This window comes from Chloracidobacterium sp. N, from assembly GCF_018304765.1.
GTDB classification, from domain to species: domain Bacteria; phylum Acidobacteriota; class Blastocatellia; order Chloracidobacteriales; family Chloracidobacteriaceae; genus Chloracidobacterium; species Chloracidobacterium aggregatum.
In genome coordinates, this window is sequence record NZ_CP072642.1 from 1,228,696 (window position 1) to 1,249,764 (window position 21,069).

A 21,069-nucleotide genomic window follows, 5' to 3' on the forward strand; every position below is an offset into this window, starting at 1 on the left:
GTTGTCGCAGGGCATGGGGCTTTCAGCCGCATCCGGGGCGGCTTTACTCCACGGTGGTTGTTTACTGCGGGGCCAGGTTGCGTAACCCGATTGAGGTGCGCTCGCTGACGTGGAAGTAGCCCCGGTTGAAAGCGTCCGGGATGGCTGCATCGGCGTTGATGAGCGCGCGTTGCCGCTCACCGGTTCGGCCGTACACGGTCAACTCCACCAGGCGCACCTGGGTTTTGGTTGTCAGGGGCGTCCGAGCCGGATTCTTGGTGGGGTCTGCCCCGCTGGGGAGGGGAATCGGGCCACCGATGTCGTTGGTATTGAACATAAAACCCTGAATGGGGGTGTCGTCGGCGCGCACCGCGCCCTCATCCACCAGGGTGAAGTTCAAGCGCAGATTCTCGATGTCAAAGGCCAGCGGCGACAGCAGTCCCCCCTGCCGGCAGTACAACACGGGTGCGCTGTCACCCCCATCCCAGCCAACAAAGTAGTGCGACAGCCGCATGCGCGTGATCGTGACCGGGACGTTGTTCTGAATGATGACCGGCCATTCAGGATTGATACCCGCCAGATCATTGCCCGCCAGGACAATGTTGTTGCCCTGGATGCCTGTCACCAGTCCAAGAACACAGAGCACCGTGGGAATTGGTGAGCCACTGGGAATTGGTGAGCCACTGGGAATTGGTGAGCCACTGGGGGGCGTGTAGGTGTACGTCAGCAGCAGGGTGTCCACATAGGGGCGCAGCCGTGGCGCCAGCAGGCGATCATTGGGGTTGACAAAAGGGTTGCTGTTCGTCACGACGTTGGGCGCGATCCGGGCGGGTTTGAGGTTGACCGGTGTGCCCGTCGGGATAGCGCCACCGTAGGTTGGGTCGGAAGGCGTCGTCAGCTCCGGGGTTAGGATGAGGTCGGAACCAGCCAACTGGGCGCGGGCCGAGAAAGTGGCTTCAACCGGGAAGATTTGCTTCTGAACGATGCTGTTGCCAGGGTTGTTCGGATCAGGCACCGCCACGCGCACGGCAACTGGCACGGGATTGACCTGCAGGGTGATGAGCTGGTGGCTGCCGTTGCCGTACGCTGTTGGGAATTCCGTACGGTCACAGGCTCCCGGATAAAGCCGCAGGTTGGGATACCGGGTTGCGGCCGGAGTCCCCGCCGTGTCGGCATAGCCCTGATTGGCGATGAGTCCCGGGGAGGTAAACGTTCCCTGTGAAAGGGCACCATTGGTGACGGCCGTCCAGGCCTGAATCGGCGACAGGATGTCACAGTTCGTGTTGATGGTCCCGGCAATCAGCCGGGGGGGCACATTACCAATCCGGTCGGGTGCTTCCGACCCGGAACCCACCGGAAAGCCGCGTGACGCCAAAAAGCCGCTGCGGACATAGACTGCCGGAGCACCCAAGCGGGGGTTGGGGTCCGGGGTGGCGAAGAACACACTCGTCAACGGCAGTTCGCCGACGTTGTCCAGGTCGTTTTTGATGAAGTTGACCACCGCCCGGACGTTGTTGTTGGCCTCGACCAGGGCGGCATTGCTGCGGTTGGTCTGAAGTGCCAGCGACAGCGTGCCCATCACGGCGGCCATGGCAATCGTCAGGATGCCGGCCACGACAAGCAGTTCGACGAGTGAAAAACCGGCCTGGATGACAGCCCGCCGCGGTGACCGGCGTTGCAGGCGTGACCACCCTTGCAGGCGGCAGGGAGGTTGCATTGCACCCAAGTGGAGAGAGACTCCCGGACGCGGTTGCGGCTGAAGCTGTCCCACAGGTGACTTTCCGTACATCCACAAGGTTGTCATACACATGGCTTTCACGTGGCTTTCCAAAAAGGTACGCATCAAAACGGAAGGGCAGCCCCTCGCCACCATCGCTCAATCTGCTGCCTGGCGGTTGCCGCTCACCCAGATACCCTGCCCCGGGGCGTTGCCGCCGGCGTTCTTCCACATCAGCACCCGCCCCGTCAGTCCAAAAATGGTGATGGCGCGGGCCTGGGTGCTGCGGGTGCTGGCCGGGCCGATGTCGCTGCTCAGGAAAATGACGCCGTTGAACGGGACATTGTTGAGATTTGAGGTCGGGTCGGCATTAGGGGGCGTGTTGATGATGGAGCCATCGCTTTTGAAGGTCAGAATGGCGCTTTCACCACTCATGCCGATGTCCACGCCGAGACTGGTGAGAAAGGCAAAGGTGTTGTTGGTGAAGGTCAGCTCAGGCAGATTCAGGACTGTGGCCGGCGGGGTCAGCACACCCGTCCCGCTTTCTGTAAAACGCTGGAAACGGTAGTCCGGCGGCAGGCTGTTGCGGCTCACCACCGTCGCCGTCGTGGTGTAGGTGGTGGCATCAGCCGTGACATTGCGGGCGTCGTTGACGTAGCGGATGACGACATACCCATCCGAGTTTTCACCCGGCCGACGGAAGAGAATCATCTGATAGGTGTTGCGCTGCCCCATAGCGGTGGCGCGGGTTTCCCGAATCGCTGCGGCAAGGTCGCTTCCGGCCGAGTCCGCCGCGACCGCCTTGCGGTAGGAGATGACGAAAATGCCGGAAATGGCGGCCAGAATCCCGATCAGCGCGGCAACGACGATAATCTCGATGAGCGAATAACCGCGTTCCTGACGACAAACCCCTTGGCGACCAAGCCGACGACCGTTGCGTTCCATGGCGAGCCTCACGCTGTGACGGATTTTGTCTCTACAGGGGAACAAATGGCGTGCCACAGCTTGCCAGCCCGCCGTGCCGGCAGGTAAGCATAAGTGGAACAAGGGGTTGTTGCTTGAGACCGAGGTGCGGGGCCGTCGTCTGTGGGATGATGCAGCACAGATAGCCGTTACAAAAGGTAACAGCTTAGGCGATGACTGCACGCCGCCGGGCAGCGATGCGGCTGTAAAGGAAGGCCAGCGCCGCAATGGACAAGCCACGGATGCTGAACCAGGCCATCGTGGGCATCTCCCAGTGATTGGCCAGCGCACCGAGTGCCGCCACGATGGTTCCCCCCACCACGACGACCAGAAAGGCCACCCGGAAGATGTTGAAGACCATCACCAGGAAGGGGACTGGTCGGTAGGGATAAACATAGTCGGCCAGCAGCAGACAGGTTGGCACGACGATGACGGATGCCACACCCGCGCTGTTGGTCCACCAGGAGGTTCCAGGCATCAGGGTCTTGTCCCAGCGAAGGGAAAGGGGATCGGAAGGGAAGACCGCAAAAGCGGCCAGTCCGGCCAGGACACCCACGATGGTCAGGATGGTGTCCAGCGCGATGTTGATCCCGGAGGTGGGCGTCGCGCCAAGTGTGACCGGAAGTGAAGTCGGTGCAGGTGGCGGCGGCAGTGACCCGGTGGAAGTCCGCAACTTGCCGGTGTGAGCAAGGGGTGATCCGGTCGGTGGGGCAAAGCTGCCCGTGGCCGGACTGGCCGGCAGAGGCACGCCCACCGCCGGAGCCGTCGCCATGACCGTCGTTTTGTGGGTCAGACGAATTTCCAGGCTCTGGTCACTGTTGCCCATGACGACCGTCCGCGCCAGATCGTTCCAGCCCGGCGAGGTAAACCGGATGCGGTATTCTCCCGGCGGCAGGCGCAGCTCGAACCGCCCCTGGGCATCCGTTTTGCCGCGAAAATCGCCGTCCACTTCAATCGTGCAGTTGCCCGGAAAGGTGGTGATGAGCAGCCGTGGGGAAGCCTGAAGCGATGCCGACGAGTCAACCGATGGTTTGGGCGCAATGGCGGCTTCGAGTTCGGCCAGAAGTTCGCGGGCACTCGCCTGGCGGTTGGCCGGGTTTTTGGACAGGGCGCGCAGAATGACGGCTTCCAGTTCCGGGGAGACGGCTGGATTACGCGCCCGGATGCTTGGCGGCGCCTGCGTCAGGTGCCCGGAGACGATGGCGGCAAAGGAGTCCCCCCGAAAAGGAACGTCCTTGGTCAGCATCTGGTAGAGAATCACCCCCAGACTGTAGATGTCTGAGCGGGCATCCACCGGCTTGGAAGAGCACTGCTCCGGTGACATGTAAAACGGCGTTCCCATGATGCCGGTTTTCAGGTCAGCATGGTCATCCCCCAGAATTTCATCATTGAGGATTTTGGCCAGCCCGAAGTCGAGAACCTTGACGGTCATTTCGGAGGCTTTGGTGATGGGGGCCGGCTCATCGGTCAAAATCAGGCCCAAATCCTCCAGGTTGTTCCCCCCGGCCGGCTCGTGAACCATGATGTTGGCCGGCTTGAGATCACGGTGAACCAGCTTCAAATCGTGAGCGGCCGCAATGCCTGCAATCGCCTGCCTGAAAATTTCGAGAATGCGCTTTGGCGGCATCGGCGCTTCGCGCGCAATGATTTCATTGAGCGGCCGTCCCTCGACGTACTCCATCACGATGTAGCGCGTGCCGTCGGGGGTGATGCCAAAGTCCAGGGCGCGCACGACATTGGGGTGTTCGATGGCGTTGGCAGCCCGGGCTTCACGTTGAAACCGGTTGACGGCCGTGGCATCGGTGGAGGCGTACTCCTGAAGCAACGTTTTGACGGCCACTGTGCGCCCCAAGTGGATGTGTCGGGCGCGATAGACCGCCCCCATCCCCCCACGTCCAAGGCACTTCTCCAAGTGGTACTTGTTGTCGAGAAGTTGGCTCCCCCGCAGGGACTGGGTGAGGGTTGCGCCATCGTGGGGGCAAACCGCAAGGTCATCCTCGAAGCAGTGTTTGCACTTGGGACACTCTTTCATGGGGCAATCCGGTGGCGGTCCTAAACGATTTCATTGAGGCTGGGACCACGTCGTCAGAGGAAGTCGCGGAACACGGCTGAAGTGTTGATTCAAGCCATACATGTAGCACACCTGGGGTGCCAAGCGTCCAGTCAGATACCGTGAGTTTACGGGATCGGCAACACCAGGCGCTCGCAGGGAGTTCCAATCAGTATCCCCCCGTCGGGACGGGCAACCAGAGGCCCGTACATGAACAGCCAGGTATCGTAGGTGACATCTTCGCCAAATACGGTTGTGAAGGCCGGTTTGGGGATGCTTCCAACGACGCCGACAATCGGTCTCTGCGCGGCAAATCCATCGTCATCATCGCCGTTGCCATCCTCACCCGGCGGCTGGGGGAGCATCCCCCCGGAGGGATCGAAGTTGCCGCCAAAGCCGCCCTGATTGACGACACTGGCCGTCAGCGCCACGTAGCTGGCGGGCACCGGTTGGCCCGTAAAGGATGACCACCGTTCGAGATACCGTCTGATGAGCGGGTCGCCGACGCAGACCACACGCCATTCATTGCCGGTAAACGGGTCACGGAGGGCAGAGGGGCGCAGCAGGCGCAGGCGCTGGCCGTTGACGTTGACCTCCTTGGTCAGGTCACTGAGCTTGAGGGGAAAGGGGGCGCCGGGGTTGAGCGGTGCAATCCGTCCGGCATTGTTGTAGCGGGCGATGGCCTTGGCAACCGCACAGCCACGAACGATGAATTCCGCCTCCCGTTCCCGTTGGCGCTCGATCTGGCTGGTGTCGGCCCGCATCGTCAGCAGGATGATCATGGCGGCCAGGGCAAAGATGAGAAACAGCAGCAGGTAGCCGCGTTCCTGACGCCGCCGGGTGCGACTCAGCCGACCGAAAGCACGATAACGCATCATGGTTCCGAAACCGCCAATGTGGGTGAAGGTTACGGTTACTGGTTGGGCGGACGCTGGCGATTGAACGGCCGCATGGGACGCCCATTGCCATCCGTTGGCTTGTTCGGGTCGCCCATGATGACCGGCATTCCCCCCTGACCATCCTGGGGCTTGGTGATGGGCTTGACCGGCATCTGGGGTTGACCCTGAACGGGTTGCCCGGTGCTGTCATACTGAACCGGTGGTTGCCCCCCGTAAGGCGCCTGATAGTTCTGGGGTGGCTGGTAGCCTGGGGTGGGATAGCCCTGTGGGTATCCACCGACGGGTTGGGTGGGTGGGGCTCCCGTCGGAGCCGGGCCGCTCGAAAGGGGCATGGTGTGGCTGACACCGGGCAGTTGGGTGTCTTCGACGACAACCTGTTCGCTGGTGACGCTCTTGACCCGGAATCGTCCAATGGCTTCGTCGGGGCGAACCGTCTGGTACTCGTTGGTGGTGGCCAGGACGGCACGTGGGTTTTGCCCTCCGGCATCGGTCACCATGCCGATGTAGCGGTACTCATCGTTCGGGTTGGGTGGGGGATCAATTTTCAGAGTGACATCGTTTGAGTACCACTTCGTTTCCTGTCCCGGAACGATGACGCGCACCGTGACAGTCCGGGGTTGGGCGGTCAGGTTGGGCGTCAGACGCACCCGCAACTGCTGGTCTCCCTTGCGCTCGGCAGCCAGAGTTTCCCCGTCTATGACAACCCGCGCGCCCTCCGGCAGGGGGCGGGCATCCACCGTGAGTTCATAAGTCATGGTCGAGCGCGCATAGACACTCGGAGGATAAACCGACTGAAGGGTAATCGGTGGTGGTGGCGGCGGTGGAACCGGTTTGGGCGGTGGCGGCGGTGGGTAGTCGAAGATGTTGCGGGGAGACTCCGGTACGGCGGGTGGTATCACCGGCGTCAGTGTGGCCCGGGCCATGCGCGCGAGAGTGCCTTCCACGACGACCGGTGGGGGCGCTGCCAGCTTGTTGTCCGTCCGGCCCCGTTCCAGGTCCGTTGCCCGAATCAGCCCCGGACGAAGGGGCGCCATCCCGGCGGTGTCGGTTCCGCCGGTGTCAAACCAGACATAGAGCAGGGCGGCCAATGAGCTGACAAACAGAATGCTGACGAGGACGGTCTTCCGGGTCTGATTCATGGCTGTGGTTTCGTGGACGGCCCGGCCGTCGGCTGGGGCTGGCGTGCTGCGGACACCGGGCCACCCAGGGAAACGCCCGGTTCACTTCGGAAGTAAGCGGTCAGGGAGAGGCTAATGGTCAGTTCGTCCGGGGCGGCAGGATTCCCACCCATCATAGTGCCCGACGGCATGCCGCCGGATGGCGATGGACGTTCTCCGGGGGTGAAGCTCAAAAGCTGGAGTACAAGAAATTGGCGGCTTTGTTCGAGGGCATGGATGAAGCGCCGGATGTTGCGATAGTTGCCGGTGATCCCAAACCTGACCTCGAAAGCCGGGTAGCTCTGGACGAGCTGGTTCGGTTGTTCACGGGAGGCGCCCGCTGCCGGGCCTTTGTTTTGTTCCGTCATCAGAAAGGCCACCGTGTCGGTCAGTTTGACGTCATGTTTACGCGCCAGCGCGTTGATCTCGTCAATCAGCGCCAGTTGTCCGACGCGGGCATCCCGTAACAGCTCGCGCTCGAAGCGCCGCCAGTTTTCGATGGCGCCGTTGAACGCTGCGGCTTCCTGCTCCAGTCGCTGACGCTCCATCCGCAGATTTTCCGTCTGGCGGCGGATGGTGCTGGTTTCACGGGAAATGCTGCTCAATCGCTGGTTGAGCGGCTCCAGCAGCATCTGGTAGCCCGTCACCACACCGGCCAGGCCCATGACCCAGGCCGCCATTCCAAGCCATTCCGGCCACTGAAGATAACGCCGCCGCACGACCGTTCCGTGCCATCCCCGCCAGCCAATCCAGCGTCGCCAGAGCCGGTTCATCGCTTCACCTCCATGGGCGCGGGACTCCCCGTGGCCAGTATCGTTCCACCGGGACGATAGCGACCACGGAGGGTGAATTCGACTTCCTCCCGACCATGGGTTGTCCGCTGGTCTGAAGGCAGGGCCTGGGTGTTGGGGTCAAAGTAAAAGACGCCCCGTTCATCGCAGGCCCGGATAAAGGCGGTGACGGCTTCGGGTTTTGGCGCCCGAACGGTGACGGTAAACGGGACTTCCTGGGAAACGGGCAGAGGTGTGTCCGCCCCACTGGTGTCTTTCCCTGGCGAACGTTGGTTCAAAGCCGGATTGGCCTCACCCTCCTGTCGGAAGGCGATTTGCAGGATACGGATGTCTGCCGGGAGTTGCTGTTCCATCTGAAGCAGCAGGCGCGACCAGGAAAGCTGCCGCCGTTCAAGAAGATAAAGCGCCTCGCGCATGGCGCGCGCCTGCTCCGGGGTCGGCTGAAGCCCGGCGCTGGCGGACTGTTCCCGGACCTTTGTGAGGCGCGCCTGCTCCAGTTCGTGGGTGGACTGGGAGGCTTTCTGCAGCTCCACATAACGCTGTTCATCGGCCAGCAGTTGGGTGTAGTGCCGGGTCAGGAAAACTGTGCCGAGGAGCAGAAGGCCAAAGGCCGCCGACAATCCCATCCAGAAAAGGCGCCGATTGTGAAACGGCGTTGCAGAGAGATTGAGGCGATACACATCGTGCGTGGTCATGACATCGTAACCTGATGGCTGGGTGCGCCCCGCACGGCGCACCGGTTGTTCCGAACGCTTTGGTGCTCGAACGGAGGCTGGTTTTATCAGTTCCGTTCTCTTTTGTCCCTACCCCGTGCGTTTGTTGGCACTGGCTGCCGGATGTCTCTCAGCATCACCGGTTGCGCGCGTCAAGATACCTGTGGGGCTTGGCAACAGGTAAGCGGATTGGACATCCAGAGGGGAAATTGACTACGATACTCTCGTCCGACATTACCTTATTCTGCGGGAAAGCCTTTGAAAGTCTATTCAACCAAGTGGTGTACGGACTGCATGCTGGCCAAGCAGTTCCTCAAGCAGCGGGGGGTTACTTTTGAGGACATTCTGCTGGAGACCAATCCAAGCGCCAAATCCTACATCATCGAGCGCCTGGGACGTGCCGCCAAAGTGCCGGTGATTGAAATTGGCGACCGGATATTCTCACTCAACCCTTTCGACCCGAACCGGCTTGCCTCCGAGTTGTCTGTTGACCCCTCCCACAATAACCCTGACGAAACCAGCGGGTAGTCCACTCCACACCGTCTGACTTCTCAGACGGCCATCATCAGATGGCCAGCAAGGGAATACCACACTAGGGCTTGACCGGCTGGGGCTGTTCCAGGGTGAGATGCTCCGTGGGCTGGTCATCACCGGATGGCGGCGGGGGTGCCGGTGACGGCAGGGATGGCGGTGTAGCGCGGCTGGCCGCAGATTGCCCGATTGTCTGCACCAGGTTCCGTCCACGGCGCTTGGCTTCATACATCGCTTCATCCGCCCGATGGATCAGATCATTGATCTGCGTGGCGTCACCGGGGTAGCTCGCAACCCCAATGCTGATGGTGAGACCGAGTTTGTGGTGCGGAGCCTTGATCGAGGCCGTAAACGGGGTTCGTTCAATGGCCTGCCGAATCCGCTCGGCTGCCTCGTGCGCCCGCAGCCGGTCGGTTTCAGGCAGCAGGGCGATGTATTCTTCTCCGCCATAGCGTCCGGCAATGTCAGAATCCCGCAGGGTTTCCCGGATGACCGCAGCGACTTCGCGGAGAACCTGACTGCCGACGAGATGCCCATAGGTGTCGTTGACCCGCTTGAAGTAGTCAATATCCATCATCAGCAGCCCAAAGGGATGCCCGTAGCGGTTGGAGCGGGCCATTTCGCGCTCCATCTCCAGGATGAAACTCTTGCGGGTCAGCAAGCCAGTCAGATCGTCGTGCGTGATGAGTTCCGTAATACGGCGGTGGAATTCCTCGTCAATGTCGTCCAGAAAGGTGAACTTGAGAATATGGCGACCGATAGAGAATTTGTCTCCGTCATGCAGCAGGACGGCTTCACCGGGCACGAGCGGAATGCCGTTGAGCTGGGTGCCGTTGGTGCTGCGCAGATCGGTCAGCCAGTATTGGGAGTGTCCGGTCGGGGTTTCCAGACGCTCGATCCGGGCGTGCAGCCGTGACGCCTCATCGTCATTTTCAAGGCGGAGCTCGGCATCCGAGCCACGCCCAATGCGGGTCACGGCGCACTCGATGCGGAACGAACTCCCAAGGTAATCCCCACGCATGTGAACAAGCGCCGGCCGTGCCTGCCGCGGACGCGCAAGCGGGTTGGCTTGCAATTTTTGCGTCTGATTGAGACTGTTCACGGGTTCAGAATAGCCCCAAGCTTCATGTTCATCAAGATGTGACCCAAATCAGGTCCGCTTCAAAAAGATAACCTGCGAGTACAACCCTCTGTCATGCCATTTGAACAAGCTGTCCACCGTGTCGTTTTGCCCAACGGATGTGTTGCCCTGCTGGCCGAACAGTCCGCGCTGCCGGCGGTGGCGCTGTATGCCATCGTGGCGTATGGCTCCCGCTACGAATCCGAGGACCAGGCCGGTCTGGCTTCCCTGCTGGGTGACATGCTCGATGAAGGAACAGCACAACACACGGCGCAGGACATTGCGCTGGCCATTGAAGCCACGGGAGCACGGCTCAACACGTTTGGCGGATATGCCCGCAGCGGGTTGGGTCTGACGGCGCTGCGGGACGACTTTCCACAACTGCTCACCATCGCCGCCGATCTGTTGCGCCACAGCCGGTTTCCTGAAGACCGCTTCACACCGTGCCAGGCACGACGGCTGGCGCAACTTCGGTCACGGGCCGACGACGCCCGGACCGTGGCTTCCGATGCTTTCGACGCGCTGGTCTATCCCGGACATCCGGCCGGCCGGCCGATTGTCGGTTATGAAACCACGGTTTCCCAACTGACGGTGGATGACCTGCGTACCGCCTATGCCCGGTTCTTCGTTCCGAACAACCTGCTCATTGCCATCGTGGGCGATCTGCCGGTGGCGGAAATGGAGCGCCGGCTGATGGAGGTGTTGGCTGACTGGGCACCGGCGCCGGATTTCCGGCTCCCGACCGTGCCACCTGTTCAGCGCCAGACCGTGCCCCAGGAGCAGGTGTTGTCACGCCCGGACAAGGAGCAGATTCACATCCTCCTGGGCCACCTGGGGATTACCCGGACGCACCCGGATTACCACGCCCTGCGGGTCATGGATGTCATTCTGGGGGACAGCCCCGGCATGACGGCGCGGATTCCGCGCATCCTGCGGGATGACCTGGGGTTGGCCTACACAACCTATGCCAACATCACGTCCACGGCCGGGGTCGATCCTGGTCGCTTCGTGGCCTACATCGGCACTTCGCCGGAGCACCAGACGAAAGCCATCGCGGCCATTCGGGATGAAATCGAGCGGATGCGGCAGGAGGTCGTGACACCTGAAGAACTGGCCGCGGCCAAGGCGTATCTGACCGGCAGCTTCGTCTTCAATTTTGAAACCAATGCCCAGCGGGCGCTGTTTTTGATTGAGACCGAAATTCACGGGTTGGGGGACGATTACGCACAGCGTTACCCTGAACGGATTGATGCGGTCACGGCGGAGGATGTGCTGCGGGTCAGCCAGGCCCACCTCAATCCGGCGGCGCTCACCACGGTCATCGCCGGCCCGGTCAGCTCCGGCGCCGGGGCGTGATGCATCCTGTGTGGCAGCTTGCTTGGAGGCGTTACCATCGCATGCCCTTTCGTTTTCCCCCCGGTGGATGGCTGCCGGGCAGCACCCTGGCCATCGTCGCATTACTGGCGGCCTGCAAGGCACCATCAAGCACGACCATCGTGCCCGCAGCCGCGCCAAACCGGCCGGCAGAACAGATTGCCGCACGTGAAACCACAACCCCCTTCGATGCCGAACGCGCTTTCAAACACATTGAAAAGCAGGTGTCCTATGGCCCGCGCCCGGCCGGTTCGGCGGCGCTGGGACGGTTGCGCGCCTGGCTCATCGAAGAACTGAAAGGCTATGGCCTGACCGTGACCACGCAGCCCTTTGTCGCCAAAACCCCGTCGAAGAAGTTTCCCACGCTGCGCATGGAGAACGTCATTGCGGAGTTGCCCGGCAAAAGCCCGGAAGTCATCATCATCGCCAGCCACTACGACACCAAGCACATGGAAGATGAGGTGTTCGTCGGAGCGAATGACGCCGGCTCAAGCACGGCCGTCGTCCTCGAACTGGCGCGGGTGCTGGCGGCCATGTCGCCGGAAGAACGCGGCTTTCCCCACACGCTGCAGTTTGTTTTCTTCGACGGCGAAGAGGCCGTTGTCGAGTGGGAAGGGGATGACAATACCTATGGCTCCCGGCACTTTGTGGAGCGCCTTCAGGCAACCGGCCAGGCGAAGCGGATCAAGGCCATGATCCTGCTGGACATGGTGGGCGATGCCGATCTGTCCATCCCCAAGGAGTATCAGTCGTCGGCCTGGCTGGCGAACATTCTTCACGACACTGCGCACGAACTCGGCTACGGCGCCCATTTTCCCAAAACAACCCACGCCATCGCCGATGACCATATCCCGTTTCTCAAGGCCGGGATTCCGGCCGTGGACCTGATTGACTTCACCTACGGTACGGATGAGGTCAACTTCGGGCCCGGCGGCCCCGAAAACGCCTACTGGCACACGGCGCGGGATACCGTGGACAAGCTGAGTCCACGCAGCCTGAAAATCGTAGGTGATACGGTACTGCGGGCACTGCCCAAAATTGCCCGGGCGGCGCGCTAAGGGCCGTCAGTCGTTGGTTTCCTCTTCGTCCGGCACATCAGGTGTTTCAACCGGTTCTTCGGCTGAAGGCACAACCTGCCGCCGGAAAGGCATACGGCTGGCAACATCCGCCCCACGGTAAATGGAGCCGGCAATCACCGAAGCGCTGGAGCCACGGGCCATTGAACCCTTCGTGATGACGGTCACGAGCAGCCCCGGCTTGCCGGGCGCATCCACAAATGACACGAACAAGCCGACGCGGGTGCGCGGGCTGAAGTCACAGTTGCAGCTTCCGGTCTTTCCGGCGACGCCCAGCGCCGCCGCGCCGGACCGCCGCGCCGTACCGCGCTCGACGGCACTGACCAGTCCGGCCAGCAGATCGCGGCGGATGTCTTCGGTCAGGGGCAGCGTCCGAACGGGAAGGGGTTTGAAGCGGGCCACTTCCTGTGGGCTACGTAAAACCTGGGGACGGTACAGGGTGCCGCCGTTGGCAAGGGCGCTGATGAAGGTGGCAAGCTGCACGGCGGTGACACCAAAGCCGTCTCCGTGGCTGCCCATGCGTCCCAGATCGGCTGGCGGGTGACGCGGAATGACGCCGCTGGTTTCACCGGGCAGGTTGATACCGGTTTTTCGTCCAAAACCGGCCTGCCCGGCATAAAACAGGAAGCGCTCAAAGCCAAGCCGGTGCGCCAGTACCTGAAAGTATTCGTTGTTGGATTGCGCCATCGCCGTCCGCAGCGTCCAGCTCCGGCTGCCAGCTAGGATGATTTCATCGGCGGTGGTGAGCTTTTCCTGAAGGGCTGCGTATCCGGTCAGCACCTTGATGGTGGAGCAGGGCTTGAAGGGCGTCCGCACGGCCCACTGCTGGTTGACGATGCTGAGCACCCGGCCCGTCCACGGTTCCATGACAACGACTGTCCCGGCCCGGTCGCCAAGCGCGTCGAGCGCCAGTTGGCGGATGGCCGGGTCTTCCCCGCGCAGGTCATCCTGTTCGATGCTGGATTGGGTTGTCCGTTGGAGTTGTTCATCCAGGGCACGGATGCGGGCCAGTTCCGCCAGACGCGCCTGTTCGGCCCGGCGGCGCAGGGCGGCGCGTTCGGCTTCGGCGCGGGTGGGCGTCCGGCGGACGGCTGTGGCGCGGGTGGTGTAGTCCCGGCGTGCCCTGGCGTTGCGGGAGTCCGTGGCCGTGCGCGCCACGGAAGCCGATGCCTGCCGGCTGCCGGGCGCTGGAGTTGTCCTGGTGGTTTTCGCCGCTTTGCCGGACGGCCGTTGTCCGACTAGCGTTTTGCGGTCCGGTTCCCGGCCGGCAGCCGCCCGGCGGCCAGTCTTTGGGTTGGCGGCGGCAGTGTCTTTTGAATGGCGCAGCCGCTGCGGCGTCCCCGGCTGCGCCGGGCGCGTATCTTTCCGGGTGATTGCAGGCCGGGTAGCTGCGGGAGACGCCTTTGGCGTCGGGCGCGAGGGCGGCGGAGTTTTGACCGGCTTTGCCGCACGCCGGGTGACTTGGGCAAAGGCCGGCAGTGCGCTCATGAGCAGCAGCCATGTGACGATCCCCCTGACGACGATTCGGCAAACAAGCCAACGATGCTGACCGGCCATGGTGATACTCCAAAAAAGCGATGGTCAGGAAACATTCGGAAGAGAACTCCGCATGTCCCCTGACCACCGCTGGTTGCTGTATGATGATATGGTGTGTGTCCGCCGCTGAACCCGGATGGTTTCACCTAGATGGCATCCGGGGCCGACGAACGTCAATCCATCCGACGCTTGCGCATGCTGGAACGTTGCCGCTTGCGGGCCAGCTCAGACTTGAGCCGCCGTTTCTCCCCTGGTGGGATGAAGAAACGATGCCGCTTGACATCGGCAATGATGCCCTCGCGCTGCACCATCCGCTTGAAGCGCCGCAGCGCGCTGTCAATGGATTCATTCGGCGCGACTTCGACGATGGCCATGCGTGTTATTCACCACCTTGCTGCTTCATAGTGTTTTTGGCGAAGCAGGGCATGGTAGTTTAGTCGGGAAACGCTTGTCAAGGTATTCTGTGGCCCACGGCGTAACCTTTGCCGGAAGGTGCGTCAGCGACGGGCAAAAAGGCGGCAGCGGAGTCCGGTTCGGTGGCGCGCCGCGCTGTGTCGTCCATAGGACGAATGTCCTCAGTGATGTGCGCGAAGTCGGCTCCGGTTCACCCTCAAGTCACCACGGGGCTGGTCGTACCCTGAGCTTTTACTCTCTCTCTGAACTGCCACCCGCGAGTGTCTTTTCAGTTTCAGCACAGGGAAGCACGGGGAGGACCGTGCACTGAGGTGTTTGGACAGAGAAAAAGGCCAGGCAGGTATCCGACACCACCTGGCCTTGCAATGTTCTGACAGGAAATGATTTAGCACCCTAGAAGGCAACTTCAATCCCCATTTTGGACAGAGCCTGAACTATATCCTGGAGGGTAGCTTCTTTGAGAGCTATCCTCACATGCTCTTGAGCATTACCTGACTTTATGCGAAGCGGAAAACCGCTTACGAAAGACAGCCAGCTTACCATCTCGTCAGCAGGCATACTGAATTGCAAACTGATCTTTTCACCTGCCAGGAGTGCACTGCGCAAGTCCTGAAGTGCGCAGAAGTCCACGCCGTCAATTTCCACGGTTCCTCTTTTGGACAACTCTTCAAAGACCTCCCACACAGGAGCCCGTTTGAAATCAAAGCTGAAGAGGTCATCGGGTTCGGATGCCGTAAATACGATTTCTCTGCCGCTGATACGCGTGAGTTCAGAGGAGAGTTGTTCACTGTTGGAGTTGGTTACCTGGAATGTAACTTCTTTCGCTGCTCCTTTTCTTCCTTTTCCACAACCTGAGACGCATCCTCCGCTTGTAGAACAGTGAGCGTAACAGCTACCCGGACATGTTGTAACCGTCGAGCAATTGTTAGTCCCGCAACTGCAAGTATCTGCGAGGGCAACCTGCATCGGGCTGACGAAAAACAGCAAGGACAGTGATGTGGCAGCAAGCGTTTTCTTCATGGTTTCACCCCCTTTGAGGATATTGTGGCGAGGCTCTACTTTTGTGTAGGCGGCAGCCAATGTAGTAAGATCGAAAAAAAACGTCAACCGGAATTTCTGTTCTTTGGGCATCAGATAAGTGGAGCGCGCAATGCTTGGCCAGGCTGTGGTGGAGGCTGCTGCGAGCAGGAAGTCTTTGAAACCAGCGATGCCCCACCCAGCCGGCTGGTCACCGCCAGCCGGCCACGTCGGTGGTGTTGCCGCTGTGTTGCCCGCCAGGAAGCTGACTGACGCAGCTGCCCGCGTCGTTCGTCAAAGGAAATCCCATGAGGTTTTAATTACTTGGAGGAGCGATTGGTTGGACTACTTTGGAACAATTATCAATACATGCGCCCTCGATCAGGTAACAATTGATGATTTCCCCAGGGGGCACGTTTCTTACGCAGCTTTCACGTAGATTCCGGCAGGCCTTCAGACAATCCTGATAGTCGCCCAAATTGGCTTTCTCTTGTACTTTGATTATTGCTTCAGGAATTGAATGCTCCGGGTTGGGTATATCTTTTGTGGCAAGCACATAGAAACACTCAGCATAGAGCGAACGGGGATCAATCTCGGCAATCATGCGAAGCCACGGCATGTCATCTGAGAAGTAAGCTTTGGCTGCTTCCGGGTTGCCAAGCGTGAGACCGGGCAAAGGCATTTTGGGCAGTTTCCCGTCAGACATCTTAAAGTTTCTTAATGTTTCTGAACAGACATAAGCAAAAACAAAGTCATTACCTGTTTCACCAACCAGCAACCCTGGGTATCGGAGATAACGAAATCGGTGCTGTGGAGCCGTTGTACGGTCAACTGTAATGACAATTTCCTGATGGGTTTCATAGATGGCGATTGTTGCAACCTCCTTGTCATTCTCGACAATCTGATAGCGGCCTTCCCTGAGATGTGATTTATCTCCCCGAGAACTGACGGCGAAACCGCCACCCGGAAATGATATGTTCGCCAGGCAGCCAGAGTCAGTGGCTGTGCAGGAGTAGCCTTCGGCAGGAGCGACCTGTATAAGGCTGACGAAGAACAGTAAGGACAATGATGTAGCAGCCAGTGCCTTCTTCATGCTTTCACTCCCTTCAAAGATATTGTGATAAAACCCTGCTCTTGAGCAGGTGGCAGCCAATGTAGCAAGGTTGAAAAAAAATGTCAGCCGGAATTTTGAGCCTTTAGGCATTAAATAAGTAGAGCACGCAATGTCTGGCCCGGCTGTGGTGGTGGGGGCTGCCACGAGCGGGGTGATCCCTGTAACTTCAACAGTGATTCACATGCCGGTTCTTTTCGGGTCAGGACACGTGGACACATGCAAGGCGAGGTTGGCAGGGGGGGCTGCGGCAGTTTCCACCGCCCCAAGCTTCGATTGTTTCCGGGTGGTGTTCTGCTTCTGAAGCCGGTTCTGACGCCAGCGCGACTTCCGCTTCACCCACCAGATGACCACGCCGCTGATGCTCAGCATGGCAATGAATACGCCGCCCACGCTGACCAGAATCCGGTACGGCAGTCCGCCGACGGCTGCAAAGTGCAGGGCGTATAGCCACGACGTGATGGTGTTCCCCATCGCCTCGCCGGTCGGGGCCTGGAATGCCCGCTTTTCCCCGGTGTCCCCGTCGAAGTACACGAACGTGCCGCTGCGCCTGCGCGATACGTCCAGTGAGCTGTGGACGCGGTACTGGTACGTTCCGGTTTGGGGGAGGTAGCGTAACTGTTCCTCATCGCCGAGTGTGAACCCGCGTGCGGCAGCTTCGGCGGCCATCAGCACCCGGCCACGGGCGCGAGCGGCCTGCCAGTCCAGCTTCGGTGCGTCAAGTGGCGTATCGCGCTCTGGCAGCATTTGTCGCACCTGTGGCCCCATGCCAAAGGTTGTGTTCATCACCGGGTGATAGACCGGTTGCAGGTTCAGCCCGACGGCCGACCACGCGAACACGAACAGCAGCGCCCAGAGCCACAGCCCGCTGGCCCGGTGAAAGGTGAATGTCGTTTTGAAAAGGCCGCCGGTCTTGACTTTCCACGACTGCCACCAGCACCGCCACCAGCCGCGACGGGGAGCTGCATTCGGAGGGTTGACAACCCCTGCTTGCCTTGGCGGGAACGTCAGGTACGCCCCAACGAAACAGTCGAACGTCCAAAGCAGGGCAATGATGCCGAACAGCAGCGAGCCGACTTCGCCAAGGGCCAGCGAGTAGTGCAGCCGGTAGGCGAACGGCATCAGGTTTTTGGTGCCCTGGGTGATGTCGCCCCATTTCCGGGAGCCGATGACTTCACCTGTGTAGGGGTTCAGGAAGTACTCATCGTCGGCGGATTCATCGTCTGTCTCAACGAAGAACACCACGGCGTGCCCCGGCTCAACTGGCTTGAGTGGTATGGTGTCCACCTTGATGCCGGGCACAGCAGCGTGCAGCCGCTCGTGGAGGGTGAACGTGTCAAGAGGAGCGGCCGTTGGGGATGGCAGCGGCACACGCCTGCAACCGGGATTCAGCAGCACGTCGAGTTCGTGGTAGAACGCGAGCAGGCTGCCGGTCAGCCCGGCGACAATCAGGAAGACGGCCGTCAGGAGGCCAACGTAACGGTGTAGAACGAGAGCGATGCGGCGCATGGGGTGTGGCTCTGGGGTCATGACGTCAACAGGTGTTGCCGGCAATCACTGCCAGCAGCTCAGTCAGGGTAGAGGTGGGGCAAGTGGGGGGTGTCGGCCCTGCAGCCGGTCAGACCTTCGAGCAGGACGGTGGTGCCGTGACGATTCAGTTCAAGGGCATCAGCCACCTCGTCGGCAGTGAGCGGTCCGTCAGCCAGCTTGTCGAAGACACCAAGCCGTACCCCGGTGGGAACAAGGCGGCTGACAACAGCTCCCATCCAGGCAGACATCGGCGTGGGGTAAATGCCAGACGTGAGGCGGTCGCGTTCGGCGTCGTTGTCAGGAGTCAGGGGCGGATGCGTGGTGGAATCCTCCAGTATGGGGTAGGGGGTAGCAACTGGGGTGGGTGTATCGGCAGCATCACCGGGGAGTCTTTGACTTCAGCGGCACGGCAGGTTTCACAGTGGCTTGGCATTGTTTGATAAATGAAAATGATTTTCAAGTTAGTACCCTGCCGCTTCACCTCTGTCAAGCCCTGTGATGGCCGGGGCCTGTGATGGCCGGGGCCTGTGATGGCCGGGGCCTGTGATGGCCGGGGCCTGTGATGGCCGGGGTAGGTGACCTGCTGAAAACAGCGTGGCTGTCACAGCGTGGCCGCAGAAACGCGAGGCAAAGTCATAAACCGTTGAAACCGTTGGTGAACGGCACGCCGGCTGAAGCCAGACTTGGCGGTGGGTTTCAGGAAGGCAACTGGGGCAGGGCTGGCGCTGGTAAGCTCAATTTCACTTTTCAGGCGTCTATCAGCCTCGATGAAGGTTTGCCGTGGCCTCACCGTGGGGGCTTTGCCGTGGAAAATTCCGGGAGTGCCGTTAACGGTTTGCCTTCAAATCCGTCTTTACCCATGGGCAACCTTTTGCGTAAGGTGTAAGGCTGGCAATGCTTCGTGGGACGAGACATGCATGGCTGACAAGCAGGACAGGGCGCCGTACACCGGCGCTGACCACGTGGCGGTTCAGCCGGGGTTGCCAACGATGTCGGCGTGGGGGTCCACGGTGGCGGCCCTGGTCAGGGCAGCCCAGCAAGGCGACACAGCCGCTTTTGAGCGACTCTACCAGATGTTTGCGCCGATGGTGCACGGGCTGCTGGTGGCCCGCCTGCCCCTCGATGAGGTTGACGACATCATGCAGGACGTGTTCTTCACCGCCTTTCGGCAACTGGGGACCATCCGCGAGCCGGCAGCTTTCGGCGGCTGGCTGGGGGCCATTGCACGACAGAAGGCGGCTGATTTTTTTCGCCGTTCCCATCAAACGGAATCCCTCGACGCGGCATCGGCAGAGATGATGGCGCGCAGTGGGGAACTCGACACCAGGCTCGATGCCCGCACGATCCTCGGTCATATCCGGCAGTTGCCGGAAACCTATGCCGAAACCCTGACGCTCCGCCTGGTGGAAGGGATGACCGGCCAGGAGATTGCGGCTGTTACCGGACTGACACCCGATTCCGTACGGGTTAACCTGCACCGTGGTCTGCGATTGTTGCGTGAGCGACTGGGCCTTGGGGACAGCTACAATGGGAAAACAGACGGCGTGTGAACACCGGGGAACTCTGGGCTGACAGGGAGCAAAGCCATGCGGGATGATTATCTGTGGGATAAGTCCGGCGAGCCGTCGCCAGAAGTCGCCGAATTGGAAACTCAGCTTGGCCAGTATGGCTTTCGACATGTCGGGAGGGTGATGACCGTGAACGACTTCAATCGTGTCTCTGAAACAACGACTGCCACCGGAACGGTTGAACCGGGCCCATCCCCGCACACATCCCGTTCTGCGTGGGCCCCCACGTTTGCTGGACTGCACAGCGAACCGCTGTTGGCTCGCCTGTGGAGCAACCTGAAGGATACCGTGCGGGACTTCATCCGCCACCCGGGGCAGTTTTTCTGGCACCAGCCTGCCCCGGACGAGCAGGGGATGTTTTCGTCAGGGCTGTATTTCGAGCCGACTTCGCGGAGTCTGTTCTCCAAGCTCGGTGAGTTTGTGCGTCAGCCGCGTGCTTTTCTGAGTCGTACACCCTCCACCCCGGTTCCCGATGCCCCCAACCTCACCCAGATTGACACGCCGCCGATATGGGGACGGATCACGCGCGAAGTTTCCGATCTGGGCCGGCAGGTAAAGACGAATCCCGCCGGCTACGCACGCGCCCAGTTCACCCTGACCCGTATGGAGCGGCAGCGCGCCCTGCTTTTTGGGCTGTGTTTCCTGTTCGCCTTCTTCATCATGTCCGGGCTGATTGGTGTGTTGCTGATCTGGTCGCCGCCACTGGTCGCCGAGCAGCCGCCGGAAGAAAAAGAGGAAATGCAGCTCATTTCGATGCTGGAGTTGCCGCCCCTGCCGCCACCGCCTCCGCCGGATGACCGTCCCAGTGGCGGCGGCGCCGGCTTTGGTCTCAAAACGCCGGGGAAAGGTGGTGGTGGTGGCGGCAAAACCGATCCGGAACCGGCCATGAAGGGACGGTTGCCCGAACCAACCCTTCAGCCTGATCAGCAGATCGTTGACCCGACAACCAAGCCCCGCATCGAGGAACCCTCCCTGCCGGTGGCTCCAAAAATCATTGCTGATCCGAAGTCCGTCCCGCCGCCGGACCTGAAGGTTCCGATTGGCGATCCCAACAGCAGCAATACAACGAAGCCTTCCGATGGCACAGGCAAACAGAACGCCGGTATCGGTAACGGCGGCGACGGGCGGAGCGTCGGCAGCGGAACCGGCCCCGGTGGCGGACCCGGGAGCGGTGGCGGTGTCGGCGGTGGCGTCGCGGGCGGCCCGGCCGGGCGCGGCCTCGGCGAGGGCGAGGGGACGGGCGTGATTACGCAGCGTCCAAAACTCGTTTATGCCGTCAAGCCGAAATATACCGAGGAAGGGCGGGTCAACAAAATCCAGGGAACGGTCGTGCTGTCAGCAACGGTCGGCCCCGATGGCTCACTCAGCAACATTCGGGTTATCAAGTCGCTTGGTTACGGTCTCGATGAAAAAGCCATTGAAGCTGCCCGGCAGTGTCGCTTTCAGCCGGCGATGGCCGATGGCCGTCCGGTGTCGGCAACCGTGAAGTTTTCGATGGAATTCCGCCTGCTCTAGCGCCCGGC

At 61.0% G+C, this 21,069-nt stretch carries 19 protein-coding genes; 5 read left to right on the forward strand and 14 right to left on the reverse strand.

All coding sequences use genetic code 11. The annotated features are described in order from the left end of the window. Positions 1–61: 61 nt before the first annotated feature. The 7 genes from J8C05_RS05110 to J8C05_RS05140 all read right to left on the reverse strand — a co-directional run bounded on the left by J8C05_RS05110 (position 62) and on the right by J8C05_RS05140 (position 8,251). The gene (locus J8C05_RS05110) at positions 62–1,783 is read right to left on the reverse strand and encodes a PilW family protein (protein WP_211423086.1); all 1,722 of its coding nucleotides are present in this window, start codon (positions 1,781–1,783) and stop codon (positions 62–64) included. Positions 1,784–1,855: 72 nt separating this feature from the next. Then, the gene (locus J8C05_RS05115) at positions 1,856–2,641 is read right to left on the reverse strand and encodes a pilus assembly FimT family protein (protein ID WP_211423087.1); all 786 of its coding nucleotides are present in this window, start codon (positions 2,639–2,641) and stop codon (positions 1,856–1,858) included. A 184-nt stretch (positions 2,642–2,825) separates the two neighbouring features. Next, the gene (locus J8C05_RS05120; RefSeq protein WP_211423088.1) at positions 2,826–4,691 is read right to left on the reverse strand and encodes a protein kinase domain-containing protein; all 1,866 of its coding nucleotides are present in this window, start codon (positions 4,689–4,691) and stop codon (positions 2,826–2,828) included. A 146-nt stretch (positions 4,692–4,837) separates the two neighbouring features. Then, positions 4,838–5,587, reverse strand: a complete 750-nt coding sequence (locus J8C05_RS05125; RefSeq protein ID WP_211423089.1) for a hypothetical protein — start codon at positions 5,585–5,587, stop codon at positions 4,838–4,840. A gap of 35 nt (positions 5,588–5,622) precedes the next feature. Next, positions 5,623–6,747 (reverse strand): polyadenylate binding domain-containing protein, encoded by a 1,125-nt coding sequence (locus J8C05_RS05130; protein ID WP_211423090.1) that lies wholly within the window; start codon positions 6,745–6,747, stop codon positions 5,623–5,625. Beyond that, positions 6,744–7,538, reverse strand: a complete 795-nt coding sequence (locus J8C05_RS05135) for a hypothetical protein (RefSeq protein WP_211423091.1) — start codon at positions 7,536–7,538, stop codon at positions 6,744–6,746. Before J8C05_RS05135 ends, J8C05_RS05130 begins: the two co-directional genes overlap by 4 nt. Then, on the reverse strand, positions 7,535–8,251 hold the full coding sequence (locus J8C05_RS05140; RefSeq protein ID WP_211423092.1) for a hypothetical protein: 717 nt from the start codon (positions 8,249–8,251) through the stop codon (positions 7,535–7,537). The genes J8C05_RS05135 and J8C05_RS05140 overlap by 4 nt, the downstream gene beginning before the upstream one ends. 276 nt (positions 8,252–8,527) lie before the next feature. On the opposite strand from J8C05_RS05140, the gene J8C05_RS05145 reads away from it, so the two are divergent. Beyond that, positions 8,528–8,797: a glutaredoxin family protein gene (locus tag J8C05_RS05145; RefSeq protein WP_211424656.1), complete on the forward strand. Its 270-nt coding sequence runs from the start codon at positions 8,528–8,530 to the stop codon at positions 8,795–8,797. A gap of 64 nt (positions 8,798–8,861) precedes the next feature. Here J8C05_RS05145 and J8C05_RS05150 read toward each other — a convergent pair whose 3' ends face one another. Then, positions 8,862–9,821 (reverse strand): GGDEF domain-containing protein, encoded by a 960-nt coding sequence (locus J8C05_RS05150; RefSeq protein WP_211423094.1) that lies wholly within the window; start codon positions 9,819–9,821, stop codon positions 8,862–8,864. A gap of 174 nt (positions 9,822–9,995) precedes the next feature. Here J8C05_RS05150 and J8C05_RS05155 point away from each other — a divergent pair, with 174 nt between their 5' ends. Both J8C05_RS05155 and J8C05_RS05160 read left to right on the forward strand, forming a co-directional pair. Next, the gene (locus J8C05_RS05155) at positions 9,996–11,276 is read left to right on the forward strand and encodes a M16 family metallopeptidase (RefSeq protein WP_211423095.1); all 1,281 of its coding nucleotides are present in this window, start codon (positions 9,996–9,998) and stop codon (positions 11,274–11,276) included. A 41-nt stretch (positions 11,277–11,317) separates the two neighbouring features. Beyond that, positions 11,318–12,352, forward strand: coding sequence for a M28 family metallopeptidase (locus J8C05_RS05160; protein ID WP_211423096.1), 1,035 nt, complete (start codon positions 11,318–11,320; stop codon positions 12,350–12,352). 6 nt (positions 12,353–12,358) lie between these two features. Here the strand turns inward: J8C05_RS05160 and J8C05_RS05165 are convergent, their stop codons facing one another. From J8C05_RS05165 to J8C05_RS05190, 6 genes are all read right to left on the reverse strand, one after another. After that, positions 12,359–13,858: a penicillin-binding transpeptidase domain-containing protein gene (locus J8C05_RS05165; RefSeq protein ID WP_211423097.1), complete on the reverse strand. Its 1,500-nt coding sequence runs from the start codon at positions 13,856–13,858 to the stop codon at positions 12,359–12,361. Between the two features lie 221 nt (positions 13,859–14,079). Then, the gene (gene rpsU / locus J8C05_RS05170) at positions 14,080–14,280 is read right to left on the reverse strand and encodes a 30S ribosomal protein S21 (RefSeq protein ID WP_014099561.1); all 201 of its coding nucleotides are present in this window, start codon (positions 14,278–14,280) and stop codon (positions 14,080–14,082) included. Between the two features lie 433 nt (positions 14,281–14,713). After that, positions 14,714–15,451, reverse strand: coding sequence for a hypothetical protein (locus tag J8C05_RS05175; protein WP_211423098.1), 738 nt, complete (start codon positions 15,449–15,451; stop codon positions 14,714–14,716). 202 nt (positions 15,452–15,653) lie between these two features. Continuing rightward, entirely contained in the window at positions 15,654–16,595 is a 942-nt protein-coding gene (locus J8C05_RS05180; protein ID WP_211423099.1) for a hypothetical protein, read from the reverse strand. A gap of 33 nt (positions 16,596–16,628) precedes the next feature. Beyond that, positions 16,629–17,957 (reverse strand): PepSY-associated TM helix domain-containing protein, encoded by a 1,329-nt coding sequence (locus tag J8C05_RS05185; RefSeq protein ID WP_211423100.1) that lies wholly within the window; start codon positions 17,955–17,957, stop codon positions 16,629–16,631. 59 nt (positions 17,958–18,016) lie between these two features. Continuing rightward, complete coding sequence (locus tag J8C05_RS05190) at positions 18,017–18,214, reverse strand: methyltransferase family protein (RefSeq protein ID WP_211423101.1); 198 nt, start codon at positions 18,212–18,214, stop codon at positions 18,017–18,019. A 681-nt stretch (positions 18,215–18,895) separates the two neighbouring features. Here J8C05_RS05190 and J8C05_RS05195 point away from each other — a divergent pair. Continuing rightward, a complete protein-coding gene (locus J8C05_RS05195; RefSeq protein WP_246604663.1) occupies positions 18,896–19,528 on the forward strand; it encodes an RNA polymerase sigma factor in 633 nt (210 codons plus the stop codon). Between the two features lie 306 nt (positions 19,529–19,834). Further along, positions 19,835–21,061 (forward strand): energy transducer TonB, encoded by a 1,227-nt coding sequence (locus J8C05_RS05200; RefSeq protein ID WP_211423102.1) that lies wholly within the window; start codon positions 19,835–19,837, stop codon positions 21,059–21,061. Positions 21,062–21,069: the final 8 nt, after the last annotated feature.

Excerpts from the sequence above, each read along its gene's own strand:
- J8C05_RS05155 (WP_211423095.1), top strand. The coding sequence starts at position 9,996 with ATGCCATTTGAACAAGCTGTCCACCGTGTCGTTTTGCCCAACGGATGT.
- J8C05_RS05140 (WP_211423092.1), bottom strand. The coding sequence starts at position 8,251 with ATGACCACGCACGATGTGTATCGCCTCAATCTCTCTGCAACGCCGTTT.
- J8C05_RS05120 (WP_211423088.1), bottom strand. The coding sequence starts at position 4,691 with ATGAAAGAGTGTCCCAAGTGCAAACACTGCTTCGAGGATGACCTTGCG.
- J8C05_RS05165 (WP_211423097.1), bottom strand. The coding sequence starts at position 13,858 with ATGAGCGCACTGCCGGCCTTTGCCCAAGTCACCCGGCGTGCGGCAAAG.
- J8C05_RS05130 (WP_211423090.1), bottom strand. The coding sequence starts at position 6,747 with ATGAATCAGACCCGGAAGACCGTCCTCGTCAGCATTCTGTTTGTCAGC.
- J8C05_RS05190 (WP_211423101.1), bottom strand. The coding sequence starts at position 18,214 with ATGGGAGCTGTTGTCAGCCGCCTTGTTCCCACCGGGGTACGGCTTGGT.
- J8C05_RS05115 (WP_211423087.1), bottom strand. The coding sequence starts at position 2,641 with ATGGAACGCAACGGTCGTCGGCTTGGTCGCCAAGGGGTTTGTCGTCAG.
- J8C05_RS05185 (WP_211423100.1), bottom strand. The coding sequence starts at position 17,957 with ATGCGCCGCATCGCTCTCGTTCTACACCGTTACGTTGGCCTCCTGACG.
- J8C05_RS05135 (WP_211423091.1), bottom strand. The coding sequence starts at position 7,538 with ATGAACCGGCTCTGGCGACGCTGGATTGGCTGGCGGGGATGGCACGGA.
- J8C05_RS05125 (WP_211423089.1), bottom strand. The coding sequence starts at position 5,587 with ATGATGCGTTATCGTGCTTTCGGTCGGCTGAGTCGCACCCGGCGGCGT.
- J8C05_RS05175 (WP_211423098.1), bottom strand. The coding sequence starts at position 15,451 with ATGCCCAAAGAACAGAAATTCCGGTTGACGTTTTTTTTCGATCTTACT.
- rpsU (WP_014099561.1), bottom strand. The coding sequence starts at position 14,280 with ATGGCCATCGTCGAAGTCGCGCCGAATGAATCCATTGACAGCGCGCTG.
- J8C05_RS05195 (WP_246604663.1), top strand. The coding sequence starts at position 18,896 with ATGGCTGACAAGCAGGACAGGGCGCCGTACACCGGCGCTGACCACGTG.
- J8C05_RS05150 (WP_211423094.1), bottom strand. The coding sequence starts at position 9,821 with ATGCGTGGGGATTACCTTGGGAGTTCGTTCCGCATCGAGTGCGCCGTG.
- J8C05_RS05110 (WP_211423086.1), bottom strand. The coding sequence starts at position 1,783 with ATGACAACCTTGTGGATGTACGGAAAGTCACCTGTGGGACAGCTTCAG.
- J8C05_RS05160 (WP_211423096.1), top strand. The coding sequence starts at position 11,318 with ATGCCCTTTCGTTTTCCCCCCGGTGGATGGCTGCCGGGCAGCACCCTG.